General features: G+C 70.5%; 25 protein-coding genes. 18 read left to right on the plus strand and 7 right to left on the minus strand.

Features of this window, described 5'->3' with window-relative positions; all coding sequences use genetic code 11:
- Positions 1-147: 147 nt before the first annotated feature.
- The gene (gene helR / locus SM573_RS27170) at positions 148-2,301 is read left to right on the plus strand and encodes an RNA polymerase recycling motor ATPase HelR (RefSeq protein ID WP_474617350.1); all 2,154 of its coding nucleotides are present in this window, start codon (positions 148-150) and stop codon (positions 2,299-2,301) included.
- 145 nt (positions 2,302-2,446) lie between these two features.
- Here helR and rox read toward each other — a convergent pair whose 3' ends face one another.
- Complete coding sequence (rox, locus tag SM573_RS27175; RefSeq protein WP_474617351.1) at positions 2,447-3,874, minus strand: rifampin monooxygenase; 1,428 nt, start codon at positions 3,872-3,874, stop codon at positions 2,447-2,449.
- Positions 3,875-4,105: 231 nt separating this feature from the next.
- Here rox and SM573_RS27180 point away from each other — a divergent pair, with 231 nt between their 5' ends.
- Positions 4,106-4,492: a hypothetical protein gene (locus tag SM573_RS27180; protein ID WP_474617352.1), complete on the plus strand. Its 387-nt coding sequence runs from the start codon at positions 4,106-4,108 to the stop codon at positions 4,490-4,492.
- 109 nt (positions 4,493-4,601) lie between these two features.
- Here the strand turns inward: SM573_RS27180 and SM573_RS27185 are convergent, their stop codons facing one another.
- Positions 4,602-5,366 carry an inositol monophosphatase family protein gene (locus SM573_RS27185; protein ID WP_474617353.1) on the minus strand — a complete coding sequence of 255 codons (765 nt, stop codon included), beginning with the start codon at positions 5,364-5,366 and terminating at the stop codon, positions 4,602-4,604.
- A 114-nt stretch (positions 5,367-5,480) separates the two neighbouring features.
- Here SM573_RS27185 and SM573_RS27190 point away from each other — a divergent pair, with 114 nt between their 5' ends.
- Positions 5,481-6,032: a YciI family protein gene (locus tag SM573_RS27190; RefSeq protein WP_474614214.1), complete on the plus strand. Its 552-nt coding sequence runs from the start codon at positions 5,481-5,483 to the stop codon at positions 6,030-6,032.
- A 32-nt stretch (positions 6,033-6,064) separates the two neighbouring features.
- On the opposite strand, the gene SM573_RS27195 is transcribed toward SM573_RS27190, so the two are convergent.
- Positions 6,065-6,325: a hypothetical protein gene (locus SM573_RS27195; protein WP_474617354.1), complete on the minus strand. Its 261-nt coding sequence runs from the start codon at positions 6,323-6,325 to the stop codon at positions 6,065-6,067.
- Entirely contained in the window at positions 6,310-7,587 is a 1,278-nt protein-coding gene (locus SM573_RS27200; protein ID WP_474617355.1) for an MFS transporter, read from the minus strand. The genes SM573_RS27195 and SM573_RS27200 overlap by 16 nt, the downstream gene beginning before the upstream one ends.
- Positions 7,588-7,716: 129 nt before the next feature.
- On the opposite strand from SM573_RS27200, the gene SM573_RS27205 reads away from it, so the two are divergent.
- Entirely contained in the window at positions 7,717-8,667 is a 951-nt protein-coding gene (locus SM573_RS27205; RefSeq protein ID WP_474617356.1) for a LysR family transcriptional regulator, read from the plus strand.
- A gap of 46 nt (positions 8,668-8,713) precedes the next feature.
- Here SM573_RS27205 and SM573_RS27210 read toward each other — a convergent pair whose 3' ends face one another.
- Positions 8,714-9,394 (minus strand): SDR family oxidoreductase, encoded by a 681-nt coding sequence (locus SM573_RS27210; protein ID WP_474614137.1) that lies wholly within the window; start codon positions 9,392-9,394, stop codon positions 8,714-8,716.
- A gap of 56 nt (positions 9,395-9,450) precedes the next feature.
- Here SM573_RS27210 and SM573_RS27215 point away from each other — a divergent pair, with 56 nt between their 5' ends.
- The 5 genes from SM573_RS27215 to SM573_RS27235 all read left to right on the plus strand — a co-directional run bounded on the left by SM573_RS27215 (position 9,451) and on the right by SM573_RS27235 (position 13,484).
- Positions 9,451-9,822 carry a winged helix-turn-helix transcriptional regulator gene (locus SM573_RS27215; protein WP_474614136.1) on the plus strand — a complete coding sequence of 124 codons (372 nt, stop codon included), beginning with the start codon at positions 9,451-9,453 and terminating at the stop codon, positions 9,820-9,822.
- 86 nt (positions 9,823-9,908) lie between these two features.
- A complete protein-coding gene (locus tag SM573_RS27220) occupies positions 9,909-10,343 on the plus strand; it encodes a nucleoside deaminase (protein ID WP_474614135.1) in 435 nt (144 codons plus the stop codon).
- An 803-nt stretch (positions 10,344-11,146) separates the two neighbouring features.
- Positions 11,147-11,596 (plus strand): hypothetical protein, encoded by a 450-nt coding sequence (locus tag SM573_RS27225; protein WP_474614134.1) that lies wholly within the window; start codon positions 11,147-11,149, stop codon positions 11,594-11,596.
- 558 nt (positions 11,597-12,154) lie between these two features.
- Complete coding sequence (locus SM573_RS27230; RefSeq protein WP_474617357.1) at positions 12,155-12,892, plus strand: phosphotransferase family protein; 738 nt, start codon at positions 12,155-12,157, stop codon at positions 12,890-12,892.
- A gap of 10 nt (positions 12,893-12,902) precedes the next feature.
- Positions 12,903-13,484, plus strand: coding sequence for a GNAT family N-acetyltransferase (locus tag SM573_RS27235; RefSeq protein WP_474617358.1), 582 nt, complete (start codon positions 12,903-12,905; stop codon positions 13,482-13,484).
- A gap of 461 nt (positions 13,485-13,945) precedes the next feature.
- Here the strand turns inward: SM573_RS27235 and SM573_RS27240 are convergent, their stop codons facing one another.
- Positions 13,946-14,632 (minus strand): TetR/AcrR family transcriptional regulator, encoded by a 687-nt coding sequence (locus SM573_RS27240; protein WP_474614131.1) that lies wholly within the window; start codon positions 14,630-14,632, stop codon positions 13,946-13,948.
- Between the two features lie 50 nt (positions 14,633-14,682).
- Between SM573_RS27240 and SM573_RS27245 the strand changes: the two genes are divergently transcribed.
- The 4 genes from SM573_RS27245 to SM573_RS27260 all read left to right on the plus strand — a co-directional run bounded on the left by SM573_RS27245 (position 14,683) and on the right by SM573_RS27260 (position 18,836).
- A complete protein-coding gene (locus SM573_RS27245) occupies positions 14,683-15,612 on the plus strand; it encodes an NADP-dependent oxidoreductase (RefSeq protein WP_474617359.1) in 930 nt (309 codons plus the stop codon).
- Between the two features lie 239 nt (positions 15,613-15,851).
- Positions 15,852-16,058 (plus strand): LysR family transcriptional regulator, encoded by a 207-nt coding sequence (locus SM573_RS27250; protein WP_474617394.1) that lies wholly within the window; start codon positions 15,852-15,854, stop codon positions 16,056-16,058.
- Position 16,059: 1 nt separating this feature from the next.
- Positions 16,060-17,241 carry an epoxide hydrolase family protein gene (locus tag SM573_RS27255; protein WP_474617360.1) on the plus strand — a complete coding sequence of 394 codons (1,182 nt, stop codon included), beginning with the start codon at positions 16,060-16,062 and terminating at the stop codon, positions 17,239-17,241.
- A gap of 41 nt (positions 17,242-17,282) precedes the next feature.
- On the plus strand, positions 17,283-18,836 hold the full coding sequence (locus SM573_RS27260) for an MFS transporter (protein WP_474617361.1): 1,554 nt from the start codon (positions 17,283-17,285) through the stop codon (positions 18,834-18,836).
- Positions 18,837-19,101: 265 nt separating this feature from the next.
- Here the strand turns inward: SM573_RS27260 and SM573_RS27265 are convergent, their stop codons facing one another.
- Positions 19,102-19,590 carry a DUF4231 domain-containing protein gene (locus tag SM573_RS27265; protein ID WP_474617362.1) on the minus strand — a complete coding sequence of 163 codons (489 nt, stop codon included), beginning with the start codon at positions 19,588-19,590 and terminating at the stop codon, positions 19,102-19,104.
- A gap of 315 nt (positions 19,591-19,905) precedes the next feature.
- Here SM573_RS27265 and SM573_RS27270 point away from each other — a divergent pair, with 315 nt between their 5' ends.
- The 5 genes from SM573_RS27270 to SM573_RS27290 all read left to right on the plus strand — a co-directional run bounded on the left by SM573_RS27270 (position 19,906) and on the right by SM573_RS27290 (position 26,280).
- Positions 19,906-21,888 (plus strand): CocE/NonD family hydrolase, encoded by a 1,983-nt coding sequence (locus SM573_RS27270; protein WP_474617363.1) that lies wholly within the window; start codon positions 19,906-19,908, stop codon positions 21,886-21,888.
- Positions 21,889-22,062: 174 nt separating this feature from the next.
- Positions 22,063-22,782 carry a GntR family transcriptional regulator gene (locus SM573_RS27275; protein WP_474617364.1) on the plus strand — a complete coding sequence of 240 codons (720 nt, stop codon included), beginning with the start codon at positions 22,063-22,065 and terminating at the stop codon, positions 22,780-22,782.
- A 17-nt stretch (positions 22,783-22,799) separates the two neighbouring features.
- Positions 22,800-23,798, plus strand: a complete 999-nt coding sequence (locus tag SM573_RS27280) for an ADP-ribosylglycohydrolase family protein (protein ID WP_474614123.1) — start codon at positions 22,800-22,802, stop codon at positions 23,796-23,798.
- A gap of 32 nt (positions 23,799-23,830) precedes the next feature.
- Positions 23,831-25,345, plus strand: coding sequence for a purine-cytosine permease family protein (locus SM573_RS27285; protein ID WP_474617365.1), 1,515 nt, complete (start codon positions 23,831-23,833; stop codon positions 25,343-25,345).
- Entirely contained in the window at positions 25,342-26,280 is a 939-nt protein-coding gene (locus SM573_RS27290) for a PfkB family carbohydrate kinase (RefSeq protein WP_474617366.1), read from the plus strand. The genes SM573_RS27285 and SM573_RS27290 overlap by 4 nt, the downstream gene beginning before the upstream one ends.
- The last annotated feature ends 28 nt before the right edge of the window (positions 26,281-26,308 follow it).

Here is a 26,308-nt window from a genome sequence, read left to right on the forward strand (position 1 = left end):
GCCTTGCCATTCCGCGCCCAAGGCACAAAAAATGGCACGCCCCCGTGCCACTTTCAGAATATAGCGCAACGGGGGCCTTGCGGCAAGACCCGGGTGGTGCCGCAGAATCGTCCGCCCAGGCCAGGAACTGCGAAATGGAAGTACGAAATGCGCGTACCCACCACCGCCGTGTTCGACCTCTCCGACCGCCTCTCCCCCAAGGGCGACCCGTCGTTTGTCGCTCGCGACGAGCAGCAGTTCGCGGCCATCGCCGAGCGCCTCGACCAGTTGCGGACCGACCTGTCCGAACGCCTCGACGCCGAGCGCCGGGCGCCCGCCGGGAAGGGGCGGCGGGCGTCGGATCGGGACATGGAGGTCCGCCGGTTGACCGCGCGCCTGCGTACGCTGCGCCGGTTCGGCGTCGACCTGTGCATCGGGCGCATGGTCGGTGCGGACAACCCCGAGCCCGTGTACGTCGGCCGTCGGGGCCTCACCGACAGCGCGGGCCGTCAGCTGTTGCTCGACTGGCGTTCGCCCGCGGCCGCGCCGTTCTTCGGCGCGACCCACGCCAATCCGATGGGGCTGGCGAGCCGTCGCAGGTATCGCTGGACCCGCGGCCGGATCAGCGACTACTGGGACGAGGTGTTCGCGATGGAGGGGTTCGAGGGGCATGTCGCGCTGGACGACCAGTCGGCCTTCATCGCCAGCCTGGGCAGCAGCCGCTCGACGCGGATGCGGGACGTCCTCGCCACCATCCAGGCCGACCAGGACGCCATCATCCGCGCGGGGTCCCGCGGCGCTCTGGTCGTGGACGGGGGTCCGGGCACGGGGAAGACGGTCGTCGCCCTGCACCGCACCGCCTACCTGCTCTATTCCGACCCTCGCCTCGGTCACCGCCGCGGCGGGGTGCTGTTCGTGGGGCCGCACCAGCCCTATCTGGCCTACGTCGCCGACGTCCTTCCCAGCCTCGGCGAGGAGGACGTGCAGACCTGCACGCTGCGGGACCTCGTCCCGGAGGGGGCCTCGGCGACGGTCGAGACCGACCCGGAGGTGGCGCGCCTGAAGGCGTCCGCGGACGTGGTGTCGATCGTCGACGCGGCCGTGCGGTTCTACGAGGAGCCGCCGGCCGCGGGGATGACGGTCACCGCCGGCGAGGCCGACATCTGGCTGAGCGCCGACGACTGGGCCGAGGCGTTCGAGGCGCCGGGGCCGGGCATTCCGCACAACGAGGCACGGGACGAGGTCTGGGAGGAGTTGCTCACCATCCTGGTGCAGAAGTACGACGGGGACGAGCCGGAGGAGCTGGTCCGCCGGGCGCTGCTGCGCAACCGGGAGCTGTGGACCACGTTCAACCGGGCGTGGCCGCTGCTCGACGCGGCCGACCTCGTGGGGGACCTGTGGTCGGTGCCGGCCTACCTGCGCAGGTGCGCTCCCGGGCTGGGCCGGGAGGACGTACGGACGCTGCAGCGCGCGGAGCCACGGGCCTGGACGGTGTCCGACCTGCCGTTCCTGGACGCGGCGCGGCAGCGGCTCGGCGACCCGGAGGCCTCCCGCCGGAGGCGGAGGCACGAGGCCACGGTCGCCGCCGTGCGCGAGCGCATGGCGACGGTCGTCGACGACCTGATCGAGGCCGACGCCTACGACGACGGCGAGGGTGTGTTCACCATGCTGCGGGGGCAGGACATGCGGGAGTCCCTGGTCGACGAGACCGAGCCGTCCGACGCCGATCCGGACCGGCTCGCCGGGCCGTTCGCGCACATCGTCGTGGACGAGGCGCAGGAGCTGACCGACGCGGAGTGGCAGATGTTGCTGCTGCGCTGCCCGTCGCGGAGCTTCACCATCGTCGGTGACCGGGCCCAGGCGCGGCACGGTTTCACGCAGTCGTGGGAGGACCGCCTCCGGCGGGTCGGGATCGAGCAGGTGAGCATGGCGTCGCTGAGCATCAACTACCGGACGCCGGCGGAGGTCATGGCGGAGGCGGAGCCGGTCATCCGGGCGGTGCTGCCGGACGCCAACGTGCCGACCTCCATCCGTGGCAGTGGCCTGCCGGTCGTGCGCGGGAAGGCCGCCGACCTGCACCCGATCCTCGACACGTGGCTCGCCACGCACGCCGACGGCGTCGCCTGCGTAATCGGCGATCCGTCGTTCCGTACGACGTCGCGGGTCCGGTCGCTGACGCCGGAGCTGTCCAAGGGGCTCGAGTTCGACCTGGTGGTCCTCGTCGGTGCGGAGGCGTTCGGTGAGGGCGTCGAGGGGGCGGTGGACCGGTATGTCGCGATGACGCGGGCGACCCAGCAACTCGTCATCCTCACGAGCGCGTGACACCCGGGGTGGGGCTCAGCTCGGCGTGACGGCCGGGAACCCGTCGGTCAGGGCGGCCACGGCGCACCGGATCCGGGCGGCGGCCGAGGCGATACGGGAACGCGGGCGGCGGAGGGCGAACAGCCTCCGCCGCCCGCCCACGGCCTCAGCCGACCGGGGCGCCGAACCACCGGGGCAGCTGCTGTCGCAGACTGTGCTGGTCGTCGCCGACCCAGGCCACGTGCCCGTCCGGCCGCAGCAGCACGGCCGGCGCGTCCAGCTCCTCGCTGACGTCGACGACGTGGTCGACCCGGTCCGCCCACCCGTCGACGGAGAGCCGGCCGGTCTGGTCCAGCAGCAGCCCGCGTCCGCCGCGCATCAGCTCGTAGAGCCGGCCCCGCTTCAGTGGCACGTCCCGCAGCCGCCGGCCGAGCAGGTCGTGGCCCTCGCCGAAGTCGTACCGGACGCCGATCGCGGTGATCTTCTCGATCAGATGCCGGTTCACGTCCGGGAAGTCCATCAGCTCCGAGAGCAGCCGGCGCACCGCCCGGGCGCCCGGTTCGGTGGACATCAACTGCATCTGCGCGCGGGTGTTGTCCAGCACGTCGGCGGCCACCGGGTGCCGTTCGGCGTGGTAGCTGTCCAGCAGCCCGTCCGGCGCCCAGCCGTTGACCTCGGCGGCCAGTTTCCAGCCGAGGTTGAACGCGTCCTGGACACCGAGGTTGAGCCCCTGCCCGCCGGTCGGCGGGTGGATGTGGGCCGCGTCGCCGGCCAGCAGCACCCGCCCGACCCGGTACCGCTCGGCCAGGCGGGTGGCGTCACCGAACCGGGACAGCCAGCGCGGCGAGTGCACGCCGAAGTCGGTGCCCGCGTACGCCCGGAGCTGCCGCTTGACCTCCTCGAGGGTCGGCGGGACCGATCGGTCCTCGGCGATCCCCTCGGCCGGCACCACGACCCGGTACTCCCCGTTACCGACGGGCCCGACGCCGAACCGCGTGTGGGTCTTGCGGACCTCGGCCACCACGGCGGCCACCGTCTCCGGCGCCTCGGCCACCTCCATGTGACCCAACAGCGTCTCCACCGTGGCGGGCTCCCCTGGGAACGCCACACCGACCAGCTTGCGCACCGTGCTGCGCCCGCCGTCGCAACCGACGAGGTACCGCGCGCGCAACCGTGTGCCGTCGGCCAGCTCGGTTGTCACCCCGGCGTCGTCCTGGCTCAAGCCGACCAGCTCGCGACCCCGGCGGATCTCGGCGCCGAGTTCGGCGGCCCGCTCCTCCAACAGCCGGTCGATGGTGGTCTGCGGGATCCCGAGGATGTACCCGTGCGCGGTGTCCAGCAGGTCGGGCGAGGGCGTGGTGATGCCGGCGAACAACCCCCCGACCGGATACCGCCGGCCCAGCGTCAGGAACCGCTCCAGCAGACCGCGCTGGTCCATCACCTCGATGCTGCGCACGTGCAGGCCCAGCGCGCGCACCTGCCGCGTCGGCTCCCCCGCCTTCTCCAGCACGAGCACCCGCACGCCGTGCAGCCGCAACTCGCTCGCCAACATCAGACCGGTCGGGCCACCCCCGACAACAATCACGTCGAACATCGAATCCCCCCATTGGACAACGCATTTTCGGCCCCGCCACCGCCACGGTTTCGCGGCATACGCGAACGCCTGATTTCCCCGGCTGACGGCTTCGGTCCGGAATTCTGCGCCACCACCCGGGTCTTGCGGCAAGACCCCCGGTGCGATATACGTTAAGAGTGGCAGGAACACATTCCCTGCCTTTTCTGTTGGGCGAGGCCGAGACCGCGATCAGGAGCCAGGTGAAGGCGCGTGCAGGCGTGGATTGACGGCACGGCCACCGCGGTGGCCGACAGCGCGGCACTCGATGCGATCCTCGCCCGCGAACCGGTCACGGGCGTGACCCTCGCCAGCGACGACGGCCGACGGACCCTGCACCTCAACTTCTACGAGGATCGGTCCGACCTGTACTGGGAGGCCGAGGACGACCTCCTGCTCGGCTGGGGTCCGGTGCCGCCCGGCGCCCCGGCCGGCCACATCGTCGGCGACGCCGCTTACGCGTACGACAACCCGTGGTTCGCCCTTCCCGACGGCGCCGAGCCCTTCGAACTCACGAAGGCCCAGGCCTGCCAGGCGGCCCAGGAATTCCTGCGCACCGGCGGGCGCCCGCTGAGCGTCCAGTGGGTCGTCAAACCCTAGGGCTCCCTGGTCGCGGCGCCACCTCCGGCCGTTCGCGCTGCGGCTCGACTCCTCGCCGGGCTGCTCTTCCGGCTCCTCGCCGGAATGCCCTGCTCGGCTCCCCCGCCGGTCACGGGCGCGCCGGGTAGTGGAGCGTGGCGAGCAACCGACCGTGCAGGTTGGCGTTGGAGTACAGGCCACCGCCCCGATCGCCCGCACGGCCTCCGGTCGGATCGGTGAAGCGGCCGCCCGCTTCCTCGACGAGAAGGATCCACGGCGCGTGATCCCAGATGTGGTAGCGCTCGACCAGGAAGGCATCGATCTCACCACGGACAAGCTCGACGAGCGGGAGGGGACTCGCCGGCACGGGGGCCGCACCTTGTGGGAGACGGGCCCGGGACGCGTCGTCCAGCGCATCGAGCCGCGCGCCGGCCAACGTCGACGTCGTGCTGACCGCGAGGCGCTTCGATTCGGCTCCCGCTCGGGGCCAGGACGACTCGTACGAGCCAGCGCCGCGGGTGGCCCACCAGCAGCGTCCCAGCGCAGGTGCGGTGACGACGGCGAGCTCGGTGGTCCCGGCAACCTGCAGCGCGAGGTGGATCCGCCAGTTCGGGTCGCGCCGGCTGAAGAACGACGTGCCGTCGATCGGGTCGACGATCCAGACGCGATCGGATCCACCGCGTCGACCGAGTTCCTCGCCGAGGAGCGCGTCTGTGGGCCTCGCCGCGGACAACGTGTCGCGCAGCAACCGCTCGACCGCCCGGTCGGCCTCCGTGACCGGCGTGCCGTCGGCCTTCAGCGTTGCCGAAACACCGGACTCGAAGTGCGCGAGCGCGAGCTCCGCCGCCAGGTCCGACGTGTCGAACGCGAGCTGAAGGTCGTCGACGCTGGCCACGAGGAGGACGCTAACAGCCGGAAGCGGGGAGATGTCGTCCACGCCCTGCCGCTGGTCGCGTGCCCCGGAAGGTGCGTTGCGGATCGGCCTCAGCCGATGGGCGACACTGAGACCATGCAGTTCCTCTGCTACCACCGCGACCGGCCCGACTCACTGAGCTTACGGATGGACCTGGCAGAGGAGCACTGGTCCTACATGGACCGGTACACGGAACAGATGATCGCCCGCGGGCCCACCTTCGACGGCGATGGCGACATCCCCACCGGCAGTCTCCACATCGTCGACCTGCCGGACGCCGCGGCCGCCCGGGCGTTCGCCTTCGACGAGCCCAACTACCAGGCCGGCGTGTACCGGGACGTGCTGCTGCGCCGGTGGCGCAACCTGCTCGGACGCACCATGTGGGACTTTCCCGGCGGCCGGAGCGGCGGCAACCGGTACCTGGTGCTCGGCCTCGGCTCAGGGGAACCCGGGGACCTCGCCGTGCCGACCGACCGGGACGACCTGATCGCGTACGGGCCGCTGCTCTCCGACGACGGCGCCACGTGGCTGGGTACGGCGGTGTTGCTGAGGGCAGCGGACCCGCACGCCGCTCGCGCCGTGCTCAGCCCGGATCGGTATGCCGACATCGAGGTCCACGACTGGCGGTTCGGCGGGCGGCCGTCCTGAGCCCGCGACGTCCGGCACGGCGAACGGGCTGGTCAGGACAGGTCATCCCGCAGCCGGTCCCGGGCCTGCTCGACCAGCTCGTCGTAGTGCCGCAGGAACGGCTCGACCAGCTCCGCCTCCAGTAGGCAGGTGAGATTCCACAACGCCCGCTGCTCCGCCTGATCCTCGACCAGGTCGGCGAAGCCGTTGGTCGCCTCGTCGGTGCGGTACAGCCACTCGAACAGGACCAGCGCCTCGTCGGGAGTGAGCCGTCCGCGACGAGGGAGTGGCTCCTCCGTCAGCAGCGCGTCCACGTCGATCCTGAGGGGGCGACCGATCCCGACGTTCCAGTGTCACGTTCGGATACGGGTGCGGAATCCTGGCGGCGGGGTAGCAGCAGCGGGCTGGCGAGGATCAGCAGTCCCGCGACCGTGATGGCCGTGCGTGGACTGGTGGCGGCGGCGAGCAGTCCGCCGAGCGCACCGAGGATGGCGATGGCCGCGCTGCTGCCGATCGACCAGGCCGCCAGGGTACGGGCGACGCGGTCTTCGGGAGTGTGTTGGAGCCGGTAGGTGGCCAGCACCGGGTTGTAGAGGCTCATGCTGATGATGATCGCGAGTTCGACAACGATCACCGTGGCGAGACCCGTGGGGCCGGGCTGGACGAAGGCGAGGCCGATCAGCCAGACCACGCGCAGCGTGCCGGCGATACGCAGGATCTGGTGTTGGCCGTACCTGGCCACGACACGGCGGGCAAGGCGTGAGCCGATGAGCCCGCCGAGGCAGGGGGCGGCGAAGGCGAGGCCGTACTGCCAGGGCGGGAATCCGAGCTCGCGGAGCAGCAGCACGGCCAGCAGCGGCTCCGTGGCCATGATCAGTCCGTTGACGAGCAGCTGGTTGAGGTAGAGCGCCCGCAGGCCGGGATGGGTCAGCAGGTGCCGCCAGCCGTCGAGCAGGTCGCCGGCGCGGGCTCGGCGTTCGTCGGTTCGCCGCGACGGTTCGTCCCGGCCCCGAATGGCCGTGACTCCCAGCGCGGAGAGCAGGTAGCTGAGCGCGTCGGCCACCACGGTGGTGACCGGCCCGAACAGGCCGATCGCCGCGCCGCCCAGGGGCGGCCCGACGGCGATGGAACTCCACGTCGTCGACTCGAACCGCGCGTTGGCGACGAGCAGGTCATCCGGCCGGACGAGGGCCTTGAGGTAGGCGCCGCTGGCGGCATTGAAGGCGATCTTCGATGCGGCGACCACGGCGGACACCACCAGCAGTTGGGTGAAACGGAGCAGGCCGACGGCGTAGGCGACCGGGATCGTCATCATGACCAGGAACCTGGCCAGGTCCATCGTGATCATCACCGGCCGCTTGCGGTGGAACTCCACCCACGGCCCGAGCGGCAAGGCGATCAGCGCCCCCACCGCCGGCCCCACCGCGGACAGCGCGGACACCTGAGCGGGGCTGGCGTCCAGCACCAGCACGGCGATCAGGGGCAGCGCGCCGAACCCGAGCCCGGAGCCGTAGGCGCTGACCGCGTAGGACGCCCACAACCACCCGAACTGCCGGCCCAGGGATCGTCTGGTCATCAAGCCCACCTTCCGCCTCGTACAACTCGCCGTTGGCCGGTGGGATCAAAGCAAGGTCGGGGATGGCGGATCAAACAACCGAAACGGCGGGGAGCCACAACCAACCGTTGTGTGCGTAGGATCTCGTTCGTGGATCTCAACGCCGTCCGTACCTTCGTCGCCGCCGCGGACGCCGGCCGGTTCCAGGACGCCGCCGCCACGCTGTCGATCACCCAGCAGGCCGTGTCCAAGCGCATCGCCGCGCTGGAGAAGGAATTAGAGGTACGGCTGTTCGCCCGGACGGCCCGCGGCGCCCAGCTCACTGTCGACGGCCAGGCCTTCCTACCCCACGCCCGAGAACTGCTCCGGGTAGCCGAGCGCGCCGACGCGTCCGTACGCCCTGGTCGTCGTGCTCTCCGCGTCGACGTTCACAGTCGGCGGACCGCGCCGGCGGTGCTCCTGCAGGGCTTCCACCGCACGCATCCGCGGATCGAGCTGGATGTCGTGACCCTCGACGCCGACGTACACGCCGCGACCGCCGCTGTCGAGGCGGGGACGATCGACGCCACCTTCCACGCCGTCCCCGTCCCCGCGCGTCACCTGCCAGCCACGATCAGGACAGCCCGCGTGATCGACGAGCACCACGAGCTCCTCGTCGGGCCACGCCACGCGCTCGCCAACGCCCGCGCCGTCACGCCCGCACAGCTCGCCGAACACCGCATCTGGATGCCCGGCATGGCCGCCGGCACCGAATGGGCCAGCTACTACGACGAACTCGCCGCCGCGTTCGGTCTCACCATCGACCGGGTCGGGCCGGTCTTCGGAAACGAGGTACTGCTGGCCGAGATCGCCGACTCCGCGGAACTGGCGACGCTGGCCGGCGAACGCACGCGATACCTGTGGCCGGACAGCTACGACCTGCGGCGCATACCGGTGCGCGACCCGGCACCGGTCTACCCGATGTCACTGATCTGGCGCGACGACAACCCGCATCCCGCGCTCGGCAGACTTCGCGACTTCCTCAGCTCCAGGCGGTTGGACACACCCGACGAGAAGGTGTGGATGCCGAGGTGGGGAGAGCAGCCGGGCTCAAGGTCGTAGGCCGGCGAGTGGGGTGGGCGGCCGGTTTGGCCAGGTGGCGTGGGGATCAGCGGTGCCGGGTGCCGCCGTCGACATGGATCGTCTCGCCGGTGACCCATCCCGCACCCAAGAGCCACAGGGCGGTGTCGGTGACGTCCTCGAGCGTCCCGACCCTGCCGGCCAGGGCGCCCGCGGCGGCGCTGGCGTACAAGGCACGGCGACGCTCGTCCGGAAGCCGGTCCCAGGTGCCGGAGTCGGTGATCCCGGGCGCGAGGGCGTTGACTCGCAGCGGCGCGAGCTCGACGGCCAGGTGCGTGACCAGCGCGGCCAGTGCGGCGTTCGCGGTGCCTTTGACGACGGTGCCGGGCTTGGGCTGCCAGCCCACGATGCCGGAGAAGAACAGGAACGATCCGCCGGCGGGCATCCGTGGGGCGAAGTGCTTGGCCAGCAGCAGCGGGCCGACGACCTTGGCGGAGAACGCGGCCTGGATCTTGTCGTGTTCGAGGTCGGGCACCGGCACGTCATGGTGAGCCGACGCGGTGGAGATCACGTGGTCGAAGGCGCCGAGGGACTCCGCGGCCCGCGCGATGGTGGTCTCCTCGGTGACGTCGATCTGCACCTCGGGGCCGGACCGTGTGGCGACGACGACGTCAGCGCCGGCCAGTCCGGCGCGCCGGACGATCTCGGCGCCGATACCGCGGGCCCCGCCGACGACCAGGATTCGCTTGCCTGTCAGGTTCTCGCTCATGACCGCGACGGTATAGATTCTATACCGGTATCTTCAACGCTACCGAGAGGATCTCCATGGGCAAGGCGTACAACGTCATGGCGGCGACCTGCCCGAGTCGCACGGTGCTGCACCGCATCGGGGCGCGGTGGACGGTGTTCGTCGTCAACGCACTGGAGGACGGACCGATGCGGTTCACCGAGCTCAAGGCGCACATCCGCGGGATCACCCCCAAGGCCCTCACCGAGACGCTTCGCGCCATGGAGGCCGACGGCCTGATCGCCCGTACCGACCTGGGCGGCAACCCGCCGCACGTCGAATACGCCCTGACCGAGCTCGGCCGTTCCCTGCTGGTTCCGCTGCGTGCCGTACGACAGTGGGCCGAGACGCACGTCCCGGACATCCTCGCTGCGCGCGAACGAGCCGGCGTCGCGGGGGCCTCAGGCTGAGATCCTCCCCGAAGTCGCCCCCGGACCGTCCTACGGCTGACCACACCGCACCGACCGCGCTGGCCACACACCGGAAGGAAGACATCATGATCACCCCCGCCGACGAGCAGCTCCTGCGACGCGCCATCGCCATCGCAGCGCACGCCATCACCCTGGGCGACGCGCCCTACGGCTCCCTGTTAGCCGATGCGCACGGCACGATCCTCGTCGAAGCGCACAACACCGTACGGCGCGACAACGACATCAGCGCCCACCCGGAACTGAAGCTCGCCCGCTGGGCGGCCCGCGAACTCGACGCGGACACGGCAGCACGCACCACCATGTACACGAGCTGCCAGCCGTGCGGCATGTGCACGGGAGGCATCATCCGCTCCGGGCTCGGCCGGGTCGTCTACGCACTGGCCACCGAGCAGCTCGTCGAACTCAACCCGGCCTCCGGCGCATGGCCGACCGTGGCGCAGGACGGCCCGGCGCTGTTCGACGAGGCACGCGTTCCGATCGACGCCTACTACCGCGCCTGACGAACGACGATGCCGCGACCAGCCCGGGAACGGACTGAACAGTTCGTGACCGGTTCGGCTCGACCCGGCAACCGCCTGCCACCCCAACCGATTGTGCTCGGGTGAGGCATTCATGTCGGCATCGCGCGTGCTGTACGGCGGCCGGCAGCCCAGCCGGAGCAGGGAGCCGCCGGCGGCGCCGATTCGCGGTGGCCAGCGCCAACCACAGCAGCCGCACGTCGAACGCGGTGGGCCAAGCGAGCAGATCTGATGTGGCCATCGCTGAGACCGCCGGTCGCGCGGGCGCGGCGGCGGACGGCGCCTCGGGCCATGCCGAGTCGTCGGGCGTTCTCCCGGATGTCGCGCCCCTCGCCGAGTAGGGCCTGCACCTGCTCGTAGCCGGATCGGGATCGGGTTCGGGGTGGCGGCTGCCCTGCTCTGCCCTGCCGGCAAGGGGTCGACCGAGAGTTGGTGCAGGTCCGACGTGATAGCGGGTCACAACAACGCAGACACCGTCCACCGCGTGGCGCGTCGTCCGCGCTCCCCACGACATGTCCACTCGCGAGTGCGGCGGCGAGCGCCTCGCCGGTGGCGGTACCGCCGGCGCCCGGATCGGCCAGCGGTGGTTAGCACTTCGAGGCCGGCAGGCCCGCGCCTGCGGTGCGCGGTTGGCGGAGTGGTTGATGGGCGAGGAACGGCCACCAAGGTGAGTGGCCGTGGCAGCAACACGCTCCACTACTGGGCACGATTCATTGACCGATGTGCATTGGTGTGAAAGACTCCAGAAGTCCACAGAGCGGGGGAGGATCTGTAGCATGTCTCGAATGCGTGGAATTCGCCGTGCGCTAGTCCAGGCGACTGCGGCAATCGCCGCAGCCACAATGATTTCCGTAGCGGCACCAAGCCCTGCATCAGCCGGTACCTGTGGTACACCGTACTGCGGCGGCGTTGTCCGACTAAACAGCTCGATTGGTAATGGGATTGCCATCACCAACTGCTGGACCTCGGGAGGGTTCGCTTACGGCGACAGCCATCCCTGTATGTCGAACGGCTGGAATATCAATAAGTACAACGCCGGCATGTACCTCTTCTCCGGTACGTCGGCAAGCTACAGGTACTACTACGATGTCGATGGCTTCCGGGTATTTCGCGGTTGCACCGTGAACGGCTACTGGGACGGCGGAAGCGCTTTTTCGTACTACGGCGGCAGTACGAGCATGTGGGTCAGGATCACCGGCACGGCAGAAGCTGTCATCGTCAGCTCGTCTTGCTAGGTCGTGTTGCATAACTGAGGCTCCCGGTCCCGGTATCGGGGCGCGTTACGGCAGACATGAGGGCCTCGGGGCTCGGTGTGGACGTCGCAGTCCCCACCGAGCCCCGAGGCCCCAGCCGTCTCACATCGGCCTTCGATGCCGTCGCCTTTCCCTTCCGCGAAGACGGAGAAGGTGCCAGCGCAGGGCCGCGTCGAGGACGTCCAACAGGTGGTCGCCCTGTGCGTTCTCGAGCGCGCTGTGGCGCCGAAGGCGGAGCCGGAGGTCGTCCTCAAGGTTGTCGTGCAGGCGGAGGTGGGGTTCTTCTCACCGATGCGGGTGTCTCGACCACGCCCGGACGGCAATGTCGGAGTGTCGGGGACCTATGCCGACGGAGGCGAACTGCCCCCGGCCCGGTTGATCGACAGGCCAGGTCGTGGGCGCATTGGTGCACGTCGGACGTGCGGAGCCGGCCGGTGTAGGCGGAGTCGACCACAAGACCGGGTGGCGAGAGGGTCACCTGCGCAGTCGCTCGCAATAAAGCCGGTGACGTCGGTGGCCGCCTCCGCGACACTGGCCGACATGGACGAGGTCGAGGTCGTTGTCGCCCATAACGAGCGCGCGACCGTACGCGTCGGCGACGTGTTCCTGAAAATCGACGCTGATCAGCGTCGCGCCGCTGTTGAGGTCGAGGCGATGGCACTGGCGCCGATCCCAACGCCGGAGATCCTGTGGCGCGAGCCACCCGTGCTCGCTCTCGCCGCTCTCCCCGGGACGGCACTCGGGCGCCTCGGCGAGCCGTCGACCGCGTCGCCGGCGGCGTGGGCCGCGGCCGGTGCCGCCACACGGATGTTGCACGACGCGCCGCTGCCGCCATGGCCCAGTCCCCGCCTCGACGAGCTGGCGTCGCGCCTCGACGGTGAATGCCGGTGGCTCATCACGAACGATGTCCTCCCCGCTGACCTGGTCACCCGCAACCGCCGCGTTGCCGAGGCCGCACTGCGGCCGTGGAGTCCCGTGTTCATGCACGGGGACCTGCAGATCAGCCACGTGTTCGTCGACGGCGACGAGATCACCGGCGTCATCGACTGGTCCGAGGCGGGCCAAGGCGACGCCCTCTACGACCTGGCCATCCTGACGCTCGGACAGGAGGAGCGCCTCGATGACGTCCTCGTCGGCTACGGCATCGACGTCGACCTCGACGTCATCCGCGCGTGGTGGTCACTGCGGAGCCTGCTGGCGATCCGCTGGCTGACCGAACACGGCTTCGACCCGGCCGCCACGGGCTGCGAGATCGACGTGCTGAAAGCCCGGATCTGAGGCTCCGCGCATGACCCGCATACCGCTACCCACCCCCACCCTGCACACCGCTCGCCTTCGGCTGCGTCCCTTCACCGACGCGGACGCCGACGACCTCTTCGCGCTACACAGCAACACCTACGTGCTGCGCTACTGGGACGCACCGCCGTGGACCGACCGCGTACGTGCCGAGCGGTTCATCACGGCGTGCCGGCAGATGGCAGAGGCGGGCACCGGGGCACGGGTGGCCGTGGACCGCGCCTCCGACGGCAGGTTCATCGGCTGGTGCAGCGTGAACCGGTGGAACCCGGACTACCGCAGCGCAGCCCTGGGCTACTGCTACGACGCTGCGGCGTGGGGCCACGGCTACGCGACGGAGACCGCGCGCGCCATGCTGCGGTGGGCATTCGACACGTTGGACCTCAATCGCGTCCAGGCCGAGACCGATACACGTAACGTGGCATCCGCCCGTGTGCTGGAGAAGCTCGGGTTCGTGCGTGAGGGGACACTGCGGGATGACTGCGTCGTGAACGGCGAGGTCTCCGACTCGTGGGTCTACGGGCTCATCAGGCGAGAGTGGCGGGCGTCGCCCGAGCCGGCACCCGCCCGCTGAGTCCCTGCTCGCCCGGGATGTGGCCCAGCCTCCGATTGCTCCGGAACACCGTCCAGACGCAGGAACCCGGTGGTCTGCGGCGACACCTTCCCGCAGTCGTTCTTCGACCACTTCCCCGCCGTCCTCGGCGAGTGGATCTCACCGGACGGTCCGTACAACGAGCACCTCGCCCGCGACCACGGTGGCATGTATCTCGCGCTGGGCGCCGCCGGCGCATACGGCCTGATCTGCCTCTCCCCGATCGGATATCGACTGCTGGGTATCGCCTGGACCGTCTTCGGGATTCTGCACTTCGCGTATCACGTCACCCACCTTGGGCATCTGTCCGCGAAGGATGCCGTCAGCCAGGTAGTGGTCCTCGTCGTCGCTGTGCTCCTCGGGGTCGCGCTCCTGATCCCCGGCCGAACCCGCCGACGTGAGGAAATGGCAACCGCTGAGGCAGGCACCCAGTGGGAGCTGCCTCAGCCGGCGGGCGAGTCGCTCACGTCGCCGAACTCCTCCGGACCAGCCTGCTCGGCTGCGGTGTTCCGATGCCGGGGCGCCAGCCGCGGCGCGGGCGGGAGCGGCGAGGCATCCGGGGAGGCGTGGAATGCGGAGATGGCGAGCGCGGCGAACCGCCGGGCGGCGGCGAGCTGGGCGGCCGGGGAGTTGGCGTGGATACCCCTGTTGGCCATGAGCACGAGGATGACGTCGTCCAAGACAAAATCGGGACGCAGACGGCCAGCTTCCTTGGCACGGCGGGCTAGTTCGTCGATCGCTCTGAGCGCGTATTCACGACGCTCGTCGAAATCCACAGCTTTGGGAAACGTCGAGGTGAGAGCTGCGGTAAATCCTCGATCGAGGGCGTGCAACTCACACATCTTCTCAATGACTAGACAGAAACCGTGCCACGGATCCGGATCGGCGAGGCCCTCGTCGACGACGGCCCGGCACGTGTACATCTGCTCCGCGAAGGCCTCGGTGACCAGCATCTCCTTCGTCGGGAACCGGCGGTACACGGTGGCGGGTGCAACCCCGGCGCGCCGGGCTACCTCCCGCATCGGCACGTCCAGGCCGTCAACGGCGAAGACCGCCCGGGCGGCCTCGAGGATCCGCTCGCGGTTGTCCAGCGCGTCGGAGCGGAGGGTGCGAGACAAACGATCGGTCACTGCTCTCACTTTAGCGAGGTGGACAGCGGCGCGCGTTAGCGTCCGTGTCCATGAGGGCGCTGCAATTTTCCAAGTATGGTCCCCCGAGTGTGCTGGAGGTCTCGGAGGCACCGGAACCGCACGCCGGTCCGGGCCAGGTCCGGGTGACAGTTCGGGCCTCGGGTGTCAATCCGGCCGACACATACGTTCGCGCCGGCCGATTCCAGGAATGGTTTCCGCTCCGCCTGCCGCACGTGCCCGGAGTCGACGCGGCCGGCGTGGTGGATGAGGTCGGCGACGGAGTGACCACGGTTCGGGTAGGCGATGAGGTTTTCGGGATCACCGACTACGCCACGATGGGCGGAGCGAACGCCGAATACGCCGTCCTGGCCGCGTGGGCACCGAAACCGGCGACCCTGAGCTGGGAGCAGGCCGGCGGCGCGGCCGCCAACATCGAGACGGCCACGCGCGTGCTCGACCGGCTGGGCGTCAAGGACGGCACGACGCTGTTGATCGAGGGCGCAGCCGGCGGAGTCGGCACGACCGCCATCCAACTCGCGGTCGCGCGCGGCGCGACGGTCATCGGCACGGCCAGTGACCGCAACCACGCGTTCGTCGCCTCGCTCGGGGCGATCCCGACCACCTACGGCCCCGGGCTGGCCGAGCGGGTCGACGGGCTGATGCCCGGCCGAGTGGATGTCGCACTCGACTGCGCCGGCTCTGGTTCGCTGCCCCACCTGGTCGCCCTGGTAGGTAGCCCGGACGCGGTGGTGACCATCGCCGACGTCAACGCCGCGGCGTACGGCGTGCACCTGTCGCGCGGCTCTGGGCCCGGCGCGGACACGCCGTCGCTCGACGGAATCGCCGCCGCCGGCGACCTCGCCGAGCGGGGCCGCTTCACGGTGCCGGTCGCTGCCGTGTTCTCCCTGGAGGAGGCGGCCGCCGCCCACGAGTTGAGCGAGTCGCGACACACGCGAGGAAAGATCGTGCTGAGGCCGTAACGCGGCGAAGGAGCGGATCGCCGGCCGGGGCCCGCTGCTCCAGGTTGCCCGCATCGGCGGCCAGGAGGATCTCCACGGCCTCGGTTCGGCGTCATCCGGCCGGTTGACCCCATCTTGTACGCCGCAGCCCGCCCCTGAACACCACGACCACCCGACCGGTCGCAGCGGTCACCCGCGGACGGTAGCCGATCGTCGGCTTCGCGCCCCGCAGACAAGCGCGGCGCTGGCACTGGGTGGTCATGCTGTTCCGTCAGCTCGGGTCCTTCGTTGCGCTCGCCGGGGAGCAGCGCTTCGCCCGGGCCGCGGCCGCCTGCTACGTGTCACCACCGGCACTGTCGGAGGCGATCCGGAAGCCGTCTCCACGGCAGCATGGTCTCGTGAAGCCTGCGCAGGCAGCCGTCACGCTGGCGTGTCCGCGCGGGGTGGAAGCGAAACCGAGGGAGTGACATGACCGCCGTCCGGGAGTTCCGGATCGACATTCCACAGGCCGCGCTCGACGACCTGGTCGACCGGCTGCGCCGTACCCGATGGCCAGCGGAGCTGCCCGGCGTCGGTTGGAGCCGCGGCGTGCCGCTCAGCTATCTGCGTGACCTGGTGGCGCACTGGCTGCACGCGTACGACTGGCGGATGTGGGAGGCGAAGCTCAACGAGTTCCCGCATTACACCACCGAGATCGAGGGTCAGCTGCTGCACTTCGCGCACGTCCGGTCGCCGGTACCCGACGCGCTACCGCTGATCCTCACCCACGGGTGGCCCGGCTCGATCGTCGAGTTCCTCCGCGTCGTCGGTCCGCTGACCGATCCGGCCCGGCACGGTGGCGACCCGGCGGACGCGTTCCACGTGGTGGCGCCATCGCTGCCCGGCTTCGGCTTCTCCACCCCGCTGTCCGGGCCGGGCTGGAACCACGACCGTATCGCCCGGGCTTGGATCACCCTGATGGACCGGCTCGGCTACGAGCGCTACGGCGCACAGGGCAGCGACACGGGCTTCCTCGTCTCGCCCCGGCTCGGCCAGCTCGCTCCGGACCGGGTCGTCGGGGTGCACATCCACGGCGGGCTGGAGATACCCCGCGCCGACCAGCTCGCCACGGTGACGCTGACCGCGGCGGAACAGGTTCGGCTGGCCGCCGCCGAGCAGCTTCGGCGGCACGCCGGCGGCTATGCCGAGATCCAGGCCACCCGGCCACAGACGCTGGGGTACGCGCTGACCGACTCACCGGTCGGCCAGCTCGCGTGGATCCTGGACAAGGTGCGGGACTGGACCGACCCGGCACACGCGGTGCCGGACGAGGCGATAGACCGGGACCTCCTACTGACCGACGTGTCGCTCTACTGGCTGACCGGCACCGCAGCGAGCTCGGCCCAGCTCTATTACGAGGTACGCGCCCAGCCGCCCCGGCCGGCGGCCTCCTCCGGGGTGCCCACCGGGATCGCGGTCTTCCCCCACGATCCGGCGCTCCGCCGGCTAGCCGAACGGGAACACAACCTCGTCCACTGGGCGGAGTACGACCGCGGGGGCCACTTCGCCGCGCTGGAGGTCCCGGACGTTCTCGTCGCCGACATCCGGACCTTCTTCCGTCCACTGCGCCGGCCGGGCCCCGGCCGGCGCAGTGATGACGCGCGCGACTGACCCTTGAGCTCAACTTCGCTTCAGGTTCTAGCTTGCGAAGCATGGTGACTGAGAACTCCGCCAACCGAGCCGGGCCGAGGGAGTGGATCGGCCTGGCTGTCCTGGTTCTGCCGACGCTGCTCTTGTCCATCGACGTGTCCGTACTTCATCTGGCGGTTCCGATGCTGAGCGCGGACCTGCGACCGAGCAGTACCGAGTTACTGTGGATCAACGACAGCTACGGCTTCCTGATCGCCGGTTTCCTGCTCACCATGGGGGCGCTCGGCGACCGCTACGGACGCAAGCGGCTGCTACTCGTCGGGGCGGCGGCCTTCGGCGCCGCGTCGACGCTTGCCGCCTACGCGCCCACCGCCGAACTGCTGATCCTGGCACGGGCGCTGCTCGGCATCGCCGGCGCGACGCTGATGCCGTCGACGCTCTCGCTGATCCGCACCATGTTCCACGATTCGGCACAGCGCACGGTGGCGATCAGCGTCTGGATGACTGGCTTCACCGGCGGCATGCTGGCCGGTCCGCTGATCGGTGGCCTGTTACTGGAGCACTACTGGTGGGGGTCGGTGTTCCTGCTGGCTGTGCCGGTGATGGCCGTCCTGCTGCTCGTCGGGCCCCGGCTGCTGCCGGAACACCGGGACCAGGCCACGGGACGGATCGACCTGGCCAGCGTGCTCATCTCGCTCGCCGGCATCCTCGCACTGGTCTACGGGTTCAAGCAGCTCGCCGCCGAAGGGGTCAGCGGTCGGCCAGCACTGGGCGCGCTGGCCGGTCTCGCCCTGATCGTGGTGTTCGTATGGCGGCAGCGAACCCTGGCCGAACCGCTGCTCGACCTCGGCCTCTTCGCCGACCGGCGGTTCAGTGTGTCGTTGGGCACCTTGATGCTCGTCATCCTCGTCGGGCCCGGCCTGGGGCTGCTGAGCGCCCAATACCTCCAGCTGGTGCTCGGGCTGACACCGCTGCGCGCCGGGCTGTGGATGCTGCCGCAGACGGTGGCGGTCGTCGTCGGGCTCCTGATGGCACCGGCGTTGGCCCGCCGCCTCCGCCCCGCTACCGTCGCGGCGGCCGGGCTGGTGATCTCGGCCGGTGGTTTGTGGCTGGTCACACTCGCTGACACCGACTCCGGGCCGGGCACCCTGGCCGCAGGGCTCGCAGTGTTCTTCCTCGGCGCCTCACCGCTGCTGGTCCTCGGCACCGACCTCGTCGTCGGGGCCGCGCCGCCGGCGCAGGCCGGCGCGGCCTCGGCGGTGTCGGAGACTGCTCAGGAACTTGGCGGAGCCCTCGGTCTGGCCGTGTTCGGCAGCATCGCGAACGTGGTGTACCGGCAGCACCTCAGTGTTCCTCCGGGGACGCCACCGGAGGTCGCCGAATCGGCTCGGGACACTCTCGGCGCGGCGGTGGATGTGACGGCCCACCTGCCCGACGGCCTGGCCGAGACGATCCTCACCACGGCGAAGGACGCGTTCACCAGTGGTCTGCATACCGCCGCCGCGGGCGGCAGCGTGCTACTCCTGCTGGCGGCCGTCCTGTCTGCCACCCTGCTCGGCAGGGCGACACCGTCCACCGCAGAGCGGCCGGCGGAGCCGGTCACCCAGCAGGCGTAGGCAACCACGGTGAGCCCAGCGGCGACGGCAGAACCGTTGCGGCGAGGTGGCCGGAAGCTGGAGGCGGGCACCGAGGCCCGGTACCGGCACGAGGGTGTGAGGGGAACCCGGCCGACCAGCCGCCGGCTGGTACAGCCCTCACCTGCGGTGCGGGGTCGCCTCCCGGGACGGCCGGCGGTGCGCTGTCATAGCCGAGATGAGCGCATGGATCCCGGCATGGTGCGGGGCCCGCTGGACCTGCGTCCAGGGACTCGACCTGGGGAGACTAGGTCGCAGATGGTGCCGCAGGTAGGGGCGCGACCGGAACGGGCGTCGTGACTATCCGGGTCGCCCAGGAGTCATGAGCCGCCAATGCGATCTCGGTGATGCGTTCCGAGAAGAGCCGAGCCCGCGCCTCGTCGGATGAGGCGCTCGCCAGGGCGTAGTGGCCGGCATTCTGCTCGTAGAGAAAGCGCTCGGCATGGAGTTGATTCTGTATCGACCGAGCGAGCGCCCAGTGCTCCTGGGCCTTTGTTGCCGCCAGCAGAGTCGTGGCCAGGGCAGTACCGCCACTGATGGCGGCAATCAACCACTTCGGAGCGGCGGGCACCGCCGCAAGCACGGTGGCGGTGACTGCCAGGGTCACACTCAGGTAGACCAGGAGCATCGAGGTGATCTTGTTGACCCTGGCGCGTCGGCGCCAGTTGCTCTGGAGGTGCTCCCAGCGCCCCTGCGCCCGATCTTGGAGAGCCTGCAACTCGTTCGTATTCGGCATTCACTCATCCTCGCGCACACCGGCCAGGGCGCCGGCACGCCACGGTCGCCGACGGTTCGTCGCCGCGGTGCAGCCGGTGCCCGGCGACCGAGCACCCGGTCCGGCCGAAGGCATCACCTGCGGCCTCGGTCGTGCCGCAACCCTGGCGGCAGCACCGGTCCACCGCCTCGGCGACCGCCGCATGCCGCACCGCACCCTCATTCGCTAGAGAGCGTGGTGGACGCGGGCACCGGCCGCGGGCACGACGGCGTCGGAGACGGCCGCCGTCTCGGCAGATGCCTATGCGTCGCGACCCGGACTTCCGGCATCTGCCTGATGACGATCAATCAGCCGTTTCGTAGCGTGCGGTGGTGGTCGCGCCAGCGCGCCAGAAGGCGTCGCCCGCAGGGCCCGATGAGGAGGGAAGTCTTGAGGACGATCATTCCGGTCGGCGCGGTGCTGGCGGTGCTGGCCGTGACGGCGCCGGCTGTCGCCGCCGAGCGGGCCGAGACGCCGACGGTCACCGTTGCGGACGGCGTCACCCAACCGGTGTTCGGCTATGCCGATGCGATCCGCGAACGGGTCTGGGTGGACACCGACCTCGACAGTGACCGGGACGGCGTCAAGGACGTCATCCGTGTCGACGTCATCCGCCCAGCCGCCACCGCGCACGGCCTGAAGGCGCCCGTCATCATCGACAACAGTCCGTACTACACGACGCTGGGGCGCGGCAACGAGTCCGAACTCAAGGCGGACACCGATGGGGACGGTCTTCTCGACCGCTGGCCACTGTTCTACGACAACTACTTCGTGCCCCGCGGCTATGCGATCGCGCTCGTCGACATGGTCGGCACGGCCGGCTCCACCGGCTGCCCGACGATCCAGGGTGCGAACGAGAACGCCACCGGGCCAGCCGTGGTCGACTGGCTCAACGGCCGCCGGACCGCGCGCGACTCCCACGGCGATCCGGTGGTGGTCGACTGGCACAACGGCAAGTCCGGGATGATCGGAAAGTCGTACGACGGCTCTCTGGCGATGGCCGCGGCGGTGTCCGGCGTCGACGGCCTGTCCACCGTCGTGCCCATCGCCGGCCCCTACAACTACTACGACTACACCCGCGGCAACGGCATCGTCACGCGTGGCAACAACTACCTGGGATCGCTCGCCCGCACCATCACGGCTGACGACCCGACCCGTCAATCCCGATGCGCGCCTATCTGGAACGAGATCGCCGCCACCGACGGCGACGAGCACGGCGACTACACGCCGTTCTGGGACGAGCGGAACTACCTGGACGACGCCGCGAAGATCACGGCCAGCGTGTTCCTTGTGCACGGCATCCAGGACGACAACGTCCGCGCCGACCACTTCAGTAAGTTCTGGCACGCGCTGAAGACGTACGACGTCCCGCGCAAGCTGTGGGTCGGCCGCGTCGGGCACATCGACCCGTTCGAGTTCCGCCGGGAGGTATGGGTCGACACGCTGCACCGCTGGTTCGACTACTGGCTCCAGGGCATCGACAACGGGATCATGGCGGAGCCGCGAGTCGATGTGGAACCGTCCATCGGTGTCTGGGAACAGCACGCGGACTGGCCGATCCCCGGCACCGGAAACGTCAACATGTGGCTGCGTCCCGGAGCCGAGAGCGCCGGCCAACTCGCGCTCACCCCGGCCAAGGGCGCTCCGACGACCCGGTCGTTCGCCGACAACCCGAGCCAGACCGAAGCCGCGATGATCAGCAATCCGAGCCAGGCGAACGGCAACCGCCTGGCCTTCCTGTCCCCGCCGCTGAGCGAGGACCTGCGCATCTCCGGCACCCCCGTCATCAAGCTCACCGCGTCGTCGAGCCTCGATGCCGCCTACTTCGGTGCGATCCTCGTCGAGTACGGGCCGAGCACGCAGAACAGCCGATCCGGCGACGGTGTCCTGCAGACGACGCTGCCCGAGGAGTGCTATGGCGAATCGAGCCCATCCGACGACGGGTGCTACCGGCCCATCGCCTACCGCCCGACCGACGTCACGCAGTGGCGGGTGACCAAGGGGATCCGCGACGGGCAGAACCGGGAGTCAATCGCGGCCGCCGAGCCCATGACGCCCGGCCAGATGTACGAGATCAGCATTCCCCTACTGCCCGAGGAGTACGTCTTCACCGCCGGAAACCGGATCGGCGTCATCATCGTCGGCAGCTACCGCAACTACTCCGCCGAGACGCTCGCATCGCGGCCGACCATCACCCTCAACACCAAGGTCAGTCACCTCTCGCTGCCGGTGCTCGGCGGCCAGCAGGCCGCCCGTCGCGCCGGGATCCCGCTTCGCTGATGATCCACTGACGTCCGGCGACAGCCAGCACGGGGCGCCCTCGCCCGAGGGTGCCCCGTGCCGCGTCTGTCGGGGTGGGCCGTTCTCGCGGAATCAGGTCAGGAGTCAGGTCAGGTTCACCCGCCTGCCGCGGCCACTGGCTGAACGCGCGAGCCAGGTGTAGCCTCCCTGAACATGTTTGGACAGGTTCTGAGGCTCAAGCACGAGCGGGTCGCTGAGCAGCTCGCCCGGGAGATCCGCGCTGGCCGACTGGCCCTGGGCACCCAGCTGCCCGGCGAGCACGCCCTCGCGACCCGGTTCGATGTGAGCCGGAACACTGTCCGCCAGGCCCTCGCCGACCTGATCCGGCAGGGGCTGATCGAGACCCGCTCCGGCAAGGGCTCGTTCGTGACCTTCGACGGTCGGACGATCGACGACCGGTTGGGCTGGTCCCGGGCCCTGGCCGAGCAGGGCGTCCCCACCACCGTACGCATTCTGCGTCTCGAGGTGGCCCACGAGCCCGAGCTGGCGGAGCGGTTCGATCTGCCCTCGGCCGAAGTGGTCGCGGTCGACCGGCTCCGGGCGCTCGAACAGGGCCCGGCGATCTCGATCGAGCGAAGCCGCATTCCGGCCGTCGGCCCGCTGCGCGACCTGCCCGAGCACGGTCTCACCGGCTCCCTGTACGCGGCGCTGCGCTCGGCCAACCTCACGCCCGCGCACGGTGAGGAGTGGGTGGACCTGTGCCGGGTGACGCAGTCGGACGCGGAGCTGCTCGGCTGCGCTTCCGGCGACCAGTATCTGCGCACCCAGCGGCTGAGTCGGGACGCACGGGGCGAATTCGTGGAGTACGTGGAGAGCCTGCTGCATCCGGAGCGATTCCGGCTGCACCTGCGCTTCGGGGAGGCGCCGGAATGAACGCCTCGAATCCGGCAGTGGGGATCGAATCGCGGGCGGTCGGGGCCCTGACCGGGCTCGCCGTCGGCGATGCGCTCGGCATGCCGACCCAGTCCATGCCACGGGAACGGATCGTCGCCCGCTACCGCCGGTTGGCCGGCTTCGAGCCGGGCCCCGCGGACCAGCCGATCGCGCCCGGAATGCCCGCCGGCACGGTGACCGACGACACCGAGCAGGCGCTGCTCCTCGCGCAGCTGCTCCTCGACGGCCGGGGGCACGTCGACGGGCACGATCTCGCCCGGGCACTGCTCGCCTGGGAGGACGACATGCGCCGACGCGGCTCGCTGGACCTGCTCGGCCCGTCGACCCGGGCCGCGGTCGCCGCCGTCGCCGCCGGCCGTCCCCTCGAGGAGGCCGGCCGGTTCGGGACGACGAACGGGGCGGCGATGCGCGTCGCTCCGGTGGGCATCGCCGTACCGGCAACCGATCTGGACCGGCTCGTCGATCACGTCGTCGAGGCGAGTTGGGTCACCCACAACACCGGCGTCGCCCTGGCCGGCGCCGCCGCGGTCGCCGCCGCCGTCAGCGCCGGCCTGGACGGCGCGGACACCGCGACCGCGACGGCGACCGCCGTGCGGGCTGCGCAGCTCGCCGCGGAACGGGGCAACTGGATCGCGGCGGCGGACATCGCCGCGCGCATCGGCTGGGCCACCGACCTGGTCGCGGGACGCACGCCAGAGGAGGCGGCCGACCTGATCTACCGGCTTGTCGGGACGAGCGTGGCGACGCAGGAGTCGGTTCCGGCGGCTTTCGCGGTGCTCGCCGTTCACCCCGACGACCCGTGGCAGGCATGCCTGCTCGCGGCGGGCCTGGGCGGTGACACCGACACGATCGCCGCCATGGTGGGTGCCATCGCCGGCGCCGGCCACGGAGTCGCATCCTTCCCGGACACCGCACGCGAAACGATCACAAACGCCAACCATCTTCCACTGGCAGAACTGGCGACACGACTACTCGCCCTTCGTCAGCCCCGCTGACGGCCGGCACCGCAGGGAAAGGCAGGACGACGATGTCCACGACGGACCTGGCCGGCACGATCCCGGCCGACACCAACCGGGTCGGCGCCATCGAGACCAGAGGCATCGAACCGGTCCCCTCCACCGACCGCACGGGCGGGCCGGGCCAGCTCTTCTGGGTCTGGTTCGCCGCCAACATCTCGATCCTCGGGCTCCCGCTCGGCGCCACCCTGGTCGCGCTGCGCGGCATGAACATCTGGCAGGCCCTGCTGGTGGCCGCGATCGGTTCCTTCGGTTCGTTCGCCCTCGTCGGCCTGATCAGCGTGGCCGGGAAGTGGGGCGGCGCGCCCAGCATGACGCTGTCCCGGGCGATCTTCGGACCGCGCGGCAACCACGGGCCGACGGTGATCTCGTGGCTGTCCCGGGTCGGCTGGGAGACGGTCAACACGACGACCGCCGCGTACGCGCTGCTGGCACTGCTGGACATCGCGTTCGGGCTCACGGCGAACCCGGTGCTCACGGTGATCAGCCTGCTGGCCTTCGTGGCGCTCACCCTGGTCGTCTCCGGGCTGGGGCACGCCACGCTGGTCTGGATCCAGCAGTGGGCGACGTACGTCTTCGGCGCGTTGAACATCATCGTCGCCGCGTTCCTGATCACCCGGGTGAACTGGCACGCCGTCCTCGACGCCCCGGCCGCGCCGCTGAGCGTCGTCATCGCCGGCATCGGCGTGATCGCCGCCGGCACCGGCATCGGCTGGGCGAACGCCGGCGCCGACATGGCCCGCTACCAGCACCGGGGCGTGCCGGGCGGGCGCATCGTCGCCGCAGCCTCGGCGGGCGCCGGAATCCCGCTGTTCCTGCTCATCGGGTTGGGTGGTCTGCTCTCGGCGGGCGACGGCACCCTCGCCTCCGCCAGCGACCCCGTCTCGGCGATCCAGCTGATGCTGCCGTCCTGGATGGCGGTGCCGTACCTGCTCGCCGCGTTCGGCGGCCTGCTGCTGTCGAACAACCTCTCGGTCTACTCCGCCGGGCTGACCATGATCACCCTCGGCATCCGAACCCGCCGCGTGGTGGCCGTGGGCCTGGACATCGTGCTCACCCTGGCCGGTGGCATCTACTTCATGCTGATCGCCGGGGACTTCTACGGGCCGTTCATCACCTTCATCTCGCTGCTCGCCGTACCGATCACCGCGTGGGTGGCGGTGTTCCTGGCCGACATGCTCTTCCGCCGCCACTACGACCCGCGCGGGCTGATGGACACCACCCGCACCAGCGTCTACTGGTACCAGGGCGGGTTCCGCTGGGTCGCCGTGCTGCCGTGGCTGGCCGGCACCGTCGTCGGTCTGCTCTTCCTGACCGCCTCGACGTCGGCGGACGACGTCTGGTTCAGCGGACCGCTCGCGGACTCCTGGCTGGGCACCAACGGTCTCGGATGGGTCGCGGCCTTCCTCGTCGCCGGCGTCCTGTACCTGCTGCTGGGCACCAGGAGCGCCCGGCACGGCGGCACGGCCGGGCGGATCCGGTCCGAGGACGAGGCCGCCGATCAGGCCGCGGGAGCCCAGCGGTGACCCCGCGTCCGCCCCGGCTGGTGCACACCGGCAACGTCGTCGTCGACGTGGTGATGTACCTGCCGCGGCTACCCGAAGTCGGCGGAGACGTCCTCGCCTCCGGCAGCCGGATCACCGCGGGGGGCGGGCTCAACGTCATGGTGAGCGCCGCACGCCAGGGGCTACCCGTGGCGTACGCCGGAATGCACGGCACGGGGCCGTTCGGGGACCTGGCCCGCGAACAACTGGCCCAGGCCGGCATCGAGCTGGTGCAGCCGGCCCTGCCGGACGCGGACACCGGGTTCAGCGTCGCCCTGATCGACCCGACCGGAGAACGCACCTTCGCCACGAGCGTCGGCGCGGAGGCGCGGCTCGGACCGGCGGACCTGGCGCGGGTCGACCTGCGACCCGGGGACGTCGTGTACGTCTCCGGGTACAGCTTGGCCTACCCGTCCAACGGCACGGCGCTGGCGGCCTGGCTACCGACGATCCCCCCGGAGGTCACCGTCGTCGTCGACCCGGGTCCGCTGGTCGCCGAGATCCCCGCAACCGTCCTCGCGTCGGCCTGGGAACGCGCCGACTGGTGGAGTTGCAACGAACGGGAGGCGCGGATTCTCACCGACCACGCCGACCCGCAGGCAGCTGCCGCGTCGCTCGCGGCGCGCAGCGCGCGTGCCCGGGTGGTGGTCCGTACCGGGCCGCAGGGCGCCGTCCTCGCCACGGCCGGCCAAACCCTGCGTGTGCCGGCCTTCCCGGTGACCGTTGTGGACACCAACGGTGCCGGAGACGCCCACGTGGGCGCCTTCGTCGCGGCCCTCGTGCACGGTCTCGACCCGGTCCAGGCCACCCGTCGCGCGAACGCCGCCGCGGCGCTGGCCGTCACGCGGCAGGGACCGGCAACCGCGCCCACCGCCGTGGAGGTTGACGAGTTGCTGGCGAGAACCCCAAGCGGGTGACCGCACGCCTCGCGGGCTGAACGCCGAG

The organism is Micromonospora xinjiangensis, assembly GCF_056150165.1.

What these genes read in the sequence shown, in the direction of transcription:
- helR (WP_474617350.1), top strand. Translation starts at nt 148, where the DNA reads ATGCGCGTACCCACCACCGCCGTGTTCGACCTCTCCGACCGCCTCTCC.
- rox (WP_474617351.1), bottom strand. Translation starts at nt 3,874, where the DNA reads ATGTTCGACGTGATTGTTGTCGGGGGTGGCCCGACCGGTCTGATGTTG.
- SM573_RS27190 (WP_474614214.1), top strand. Translation starts at nt 5,481, where the DNA reads ATGCAGTTCCTCTGCTACCACCGCGACCGGCCCGACTCACTGAGCTTA.
- SM573_RS27200 (WP_474617355.1), bottom strand. Translation starts at nt 7,587, where the DNA reads ATGACCAGACGATCCCTGGGCCGGCAGTTCGGGTGGTTGTGGGCGTCC.
- SM573_RS27210 (WP_474614137.1), bottom strand. Translation starts at nt 9,394, where the DNA reads ATGAGCGAGAACCTGACAGGCAAGCGAATCCTGGTCGTCGGCGGGGCC.
- SM573_RS27215 (WP_474614136.1), top strand. Translation starts at nt 9,451, where the DNA reads ATGGGCAAGGCGTACAACGTCATGGCGGCGACCTGCCCGAGTCGCACG.
- SM573_RS27220 (WP_474614135.1), top strand. Translation starts at nt 9,909, where the DNA reads ATGATCACCCCCGCCGACGAGCAGCTCCTGCGACGCGCCATCGCCATC.
- SM573_RS27225 (WP_474614134.1), top strand. Translation starts at nt 11,147, where the DNA reads ATGCGTGGAATTCGCCGTGCGCTAGTCCAGGCGACTGCGGCAATCGCC.
- SM573_RS27230 (WP_474617357.1), top strand. Translation starts at nt 12,155, where the DNA reads ATGGACGAGGTCGAGGTCGTTGTCGCCCATAACGAGCGCGCGACCGTA.
- SM573_RS27235 (WP_474617358.1), top strand. Translation starts at nt 12,903, where the DNA reads ATGACCCGCATACCGCTACCCACCCCCACCCTGCACACCGCTCGCCTT.
- SM573_RS27245 (WP_474617359.1), top strand. Translation starts at nt 14,683, where the DNA reads ATGAGGGCGCTGCAATTTTCCAAGTATGGTCCCCCGAGTGTGCTGGAG.
- SM573_RS27250 (WP_474617394.1), top strand. Translation starts at nt 15,852, where the DNA reads ATGCTGTTCCGTCAGCTCGGGTCCTTCGTTGCGCTCGCCGGGGAGCAG.
- SM573_RS27255 (WP_474617360.1), top strand. Translation starts at nt 16,060, where the DNA reads ATGACCGCCGTCCGGGAGTTCCGGATCGACATTCCACAGGCCGCGCTC.
- SM573_RS27260 (WP_474617361.1), top strand. Translation starts at nt 17,283, where the DNA reads ATGGTGACTGAGAACTCCGCCAACCGAGCCGGGCCGAGGGAGTGGATC.
- SM573_RS27265 (WP_474617362.1), bottom strand. Translation starts at nt 19,590, where the DNA reads ATGCCGAATACGAACGAGTTGCAGGCTCTCCAAGATCGGGCGCAGGGG.
- SM573_RS27270 (WP_474617363.1), top strand. Translation starts at nt 19,906, where the DNA reads ATGACGATCAATCAGCCGTTTCGTAGCGTGCGGTGGTGGTCGCGCCAG.
- SM573_RS27275 (WP_474617364.1), top strand. Translation starts at nt 22,063, where the DNA reads ATGTTTGGACAGGTTCTGAGGCTCAAGCACGAGCGGGTCGCTGAGCAG.
- SM573_RS27285 (WP_474617365.1), top strand. Translation starts at nt 23,831, where the DNA reads ATGTCCACGACGGACCTGGCCGGCACGATCCCGGCCGACACCAACCGG.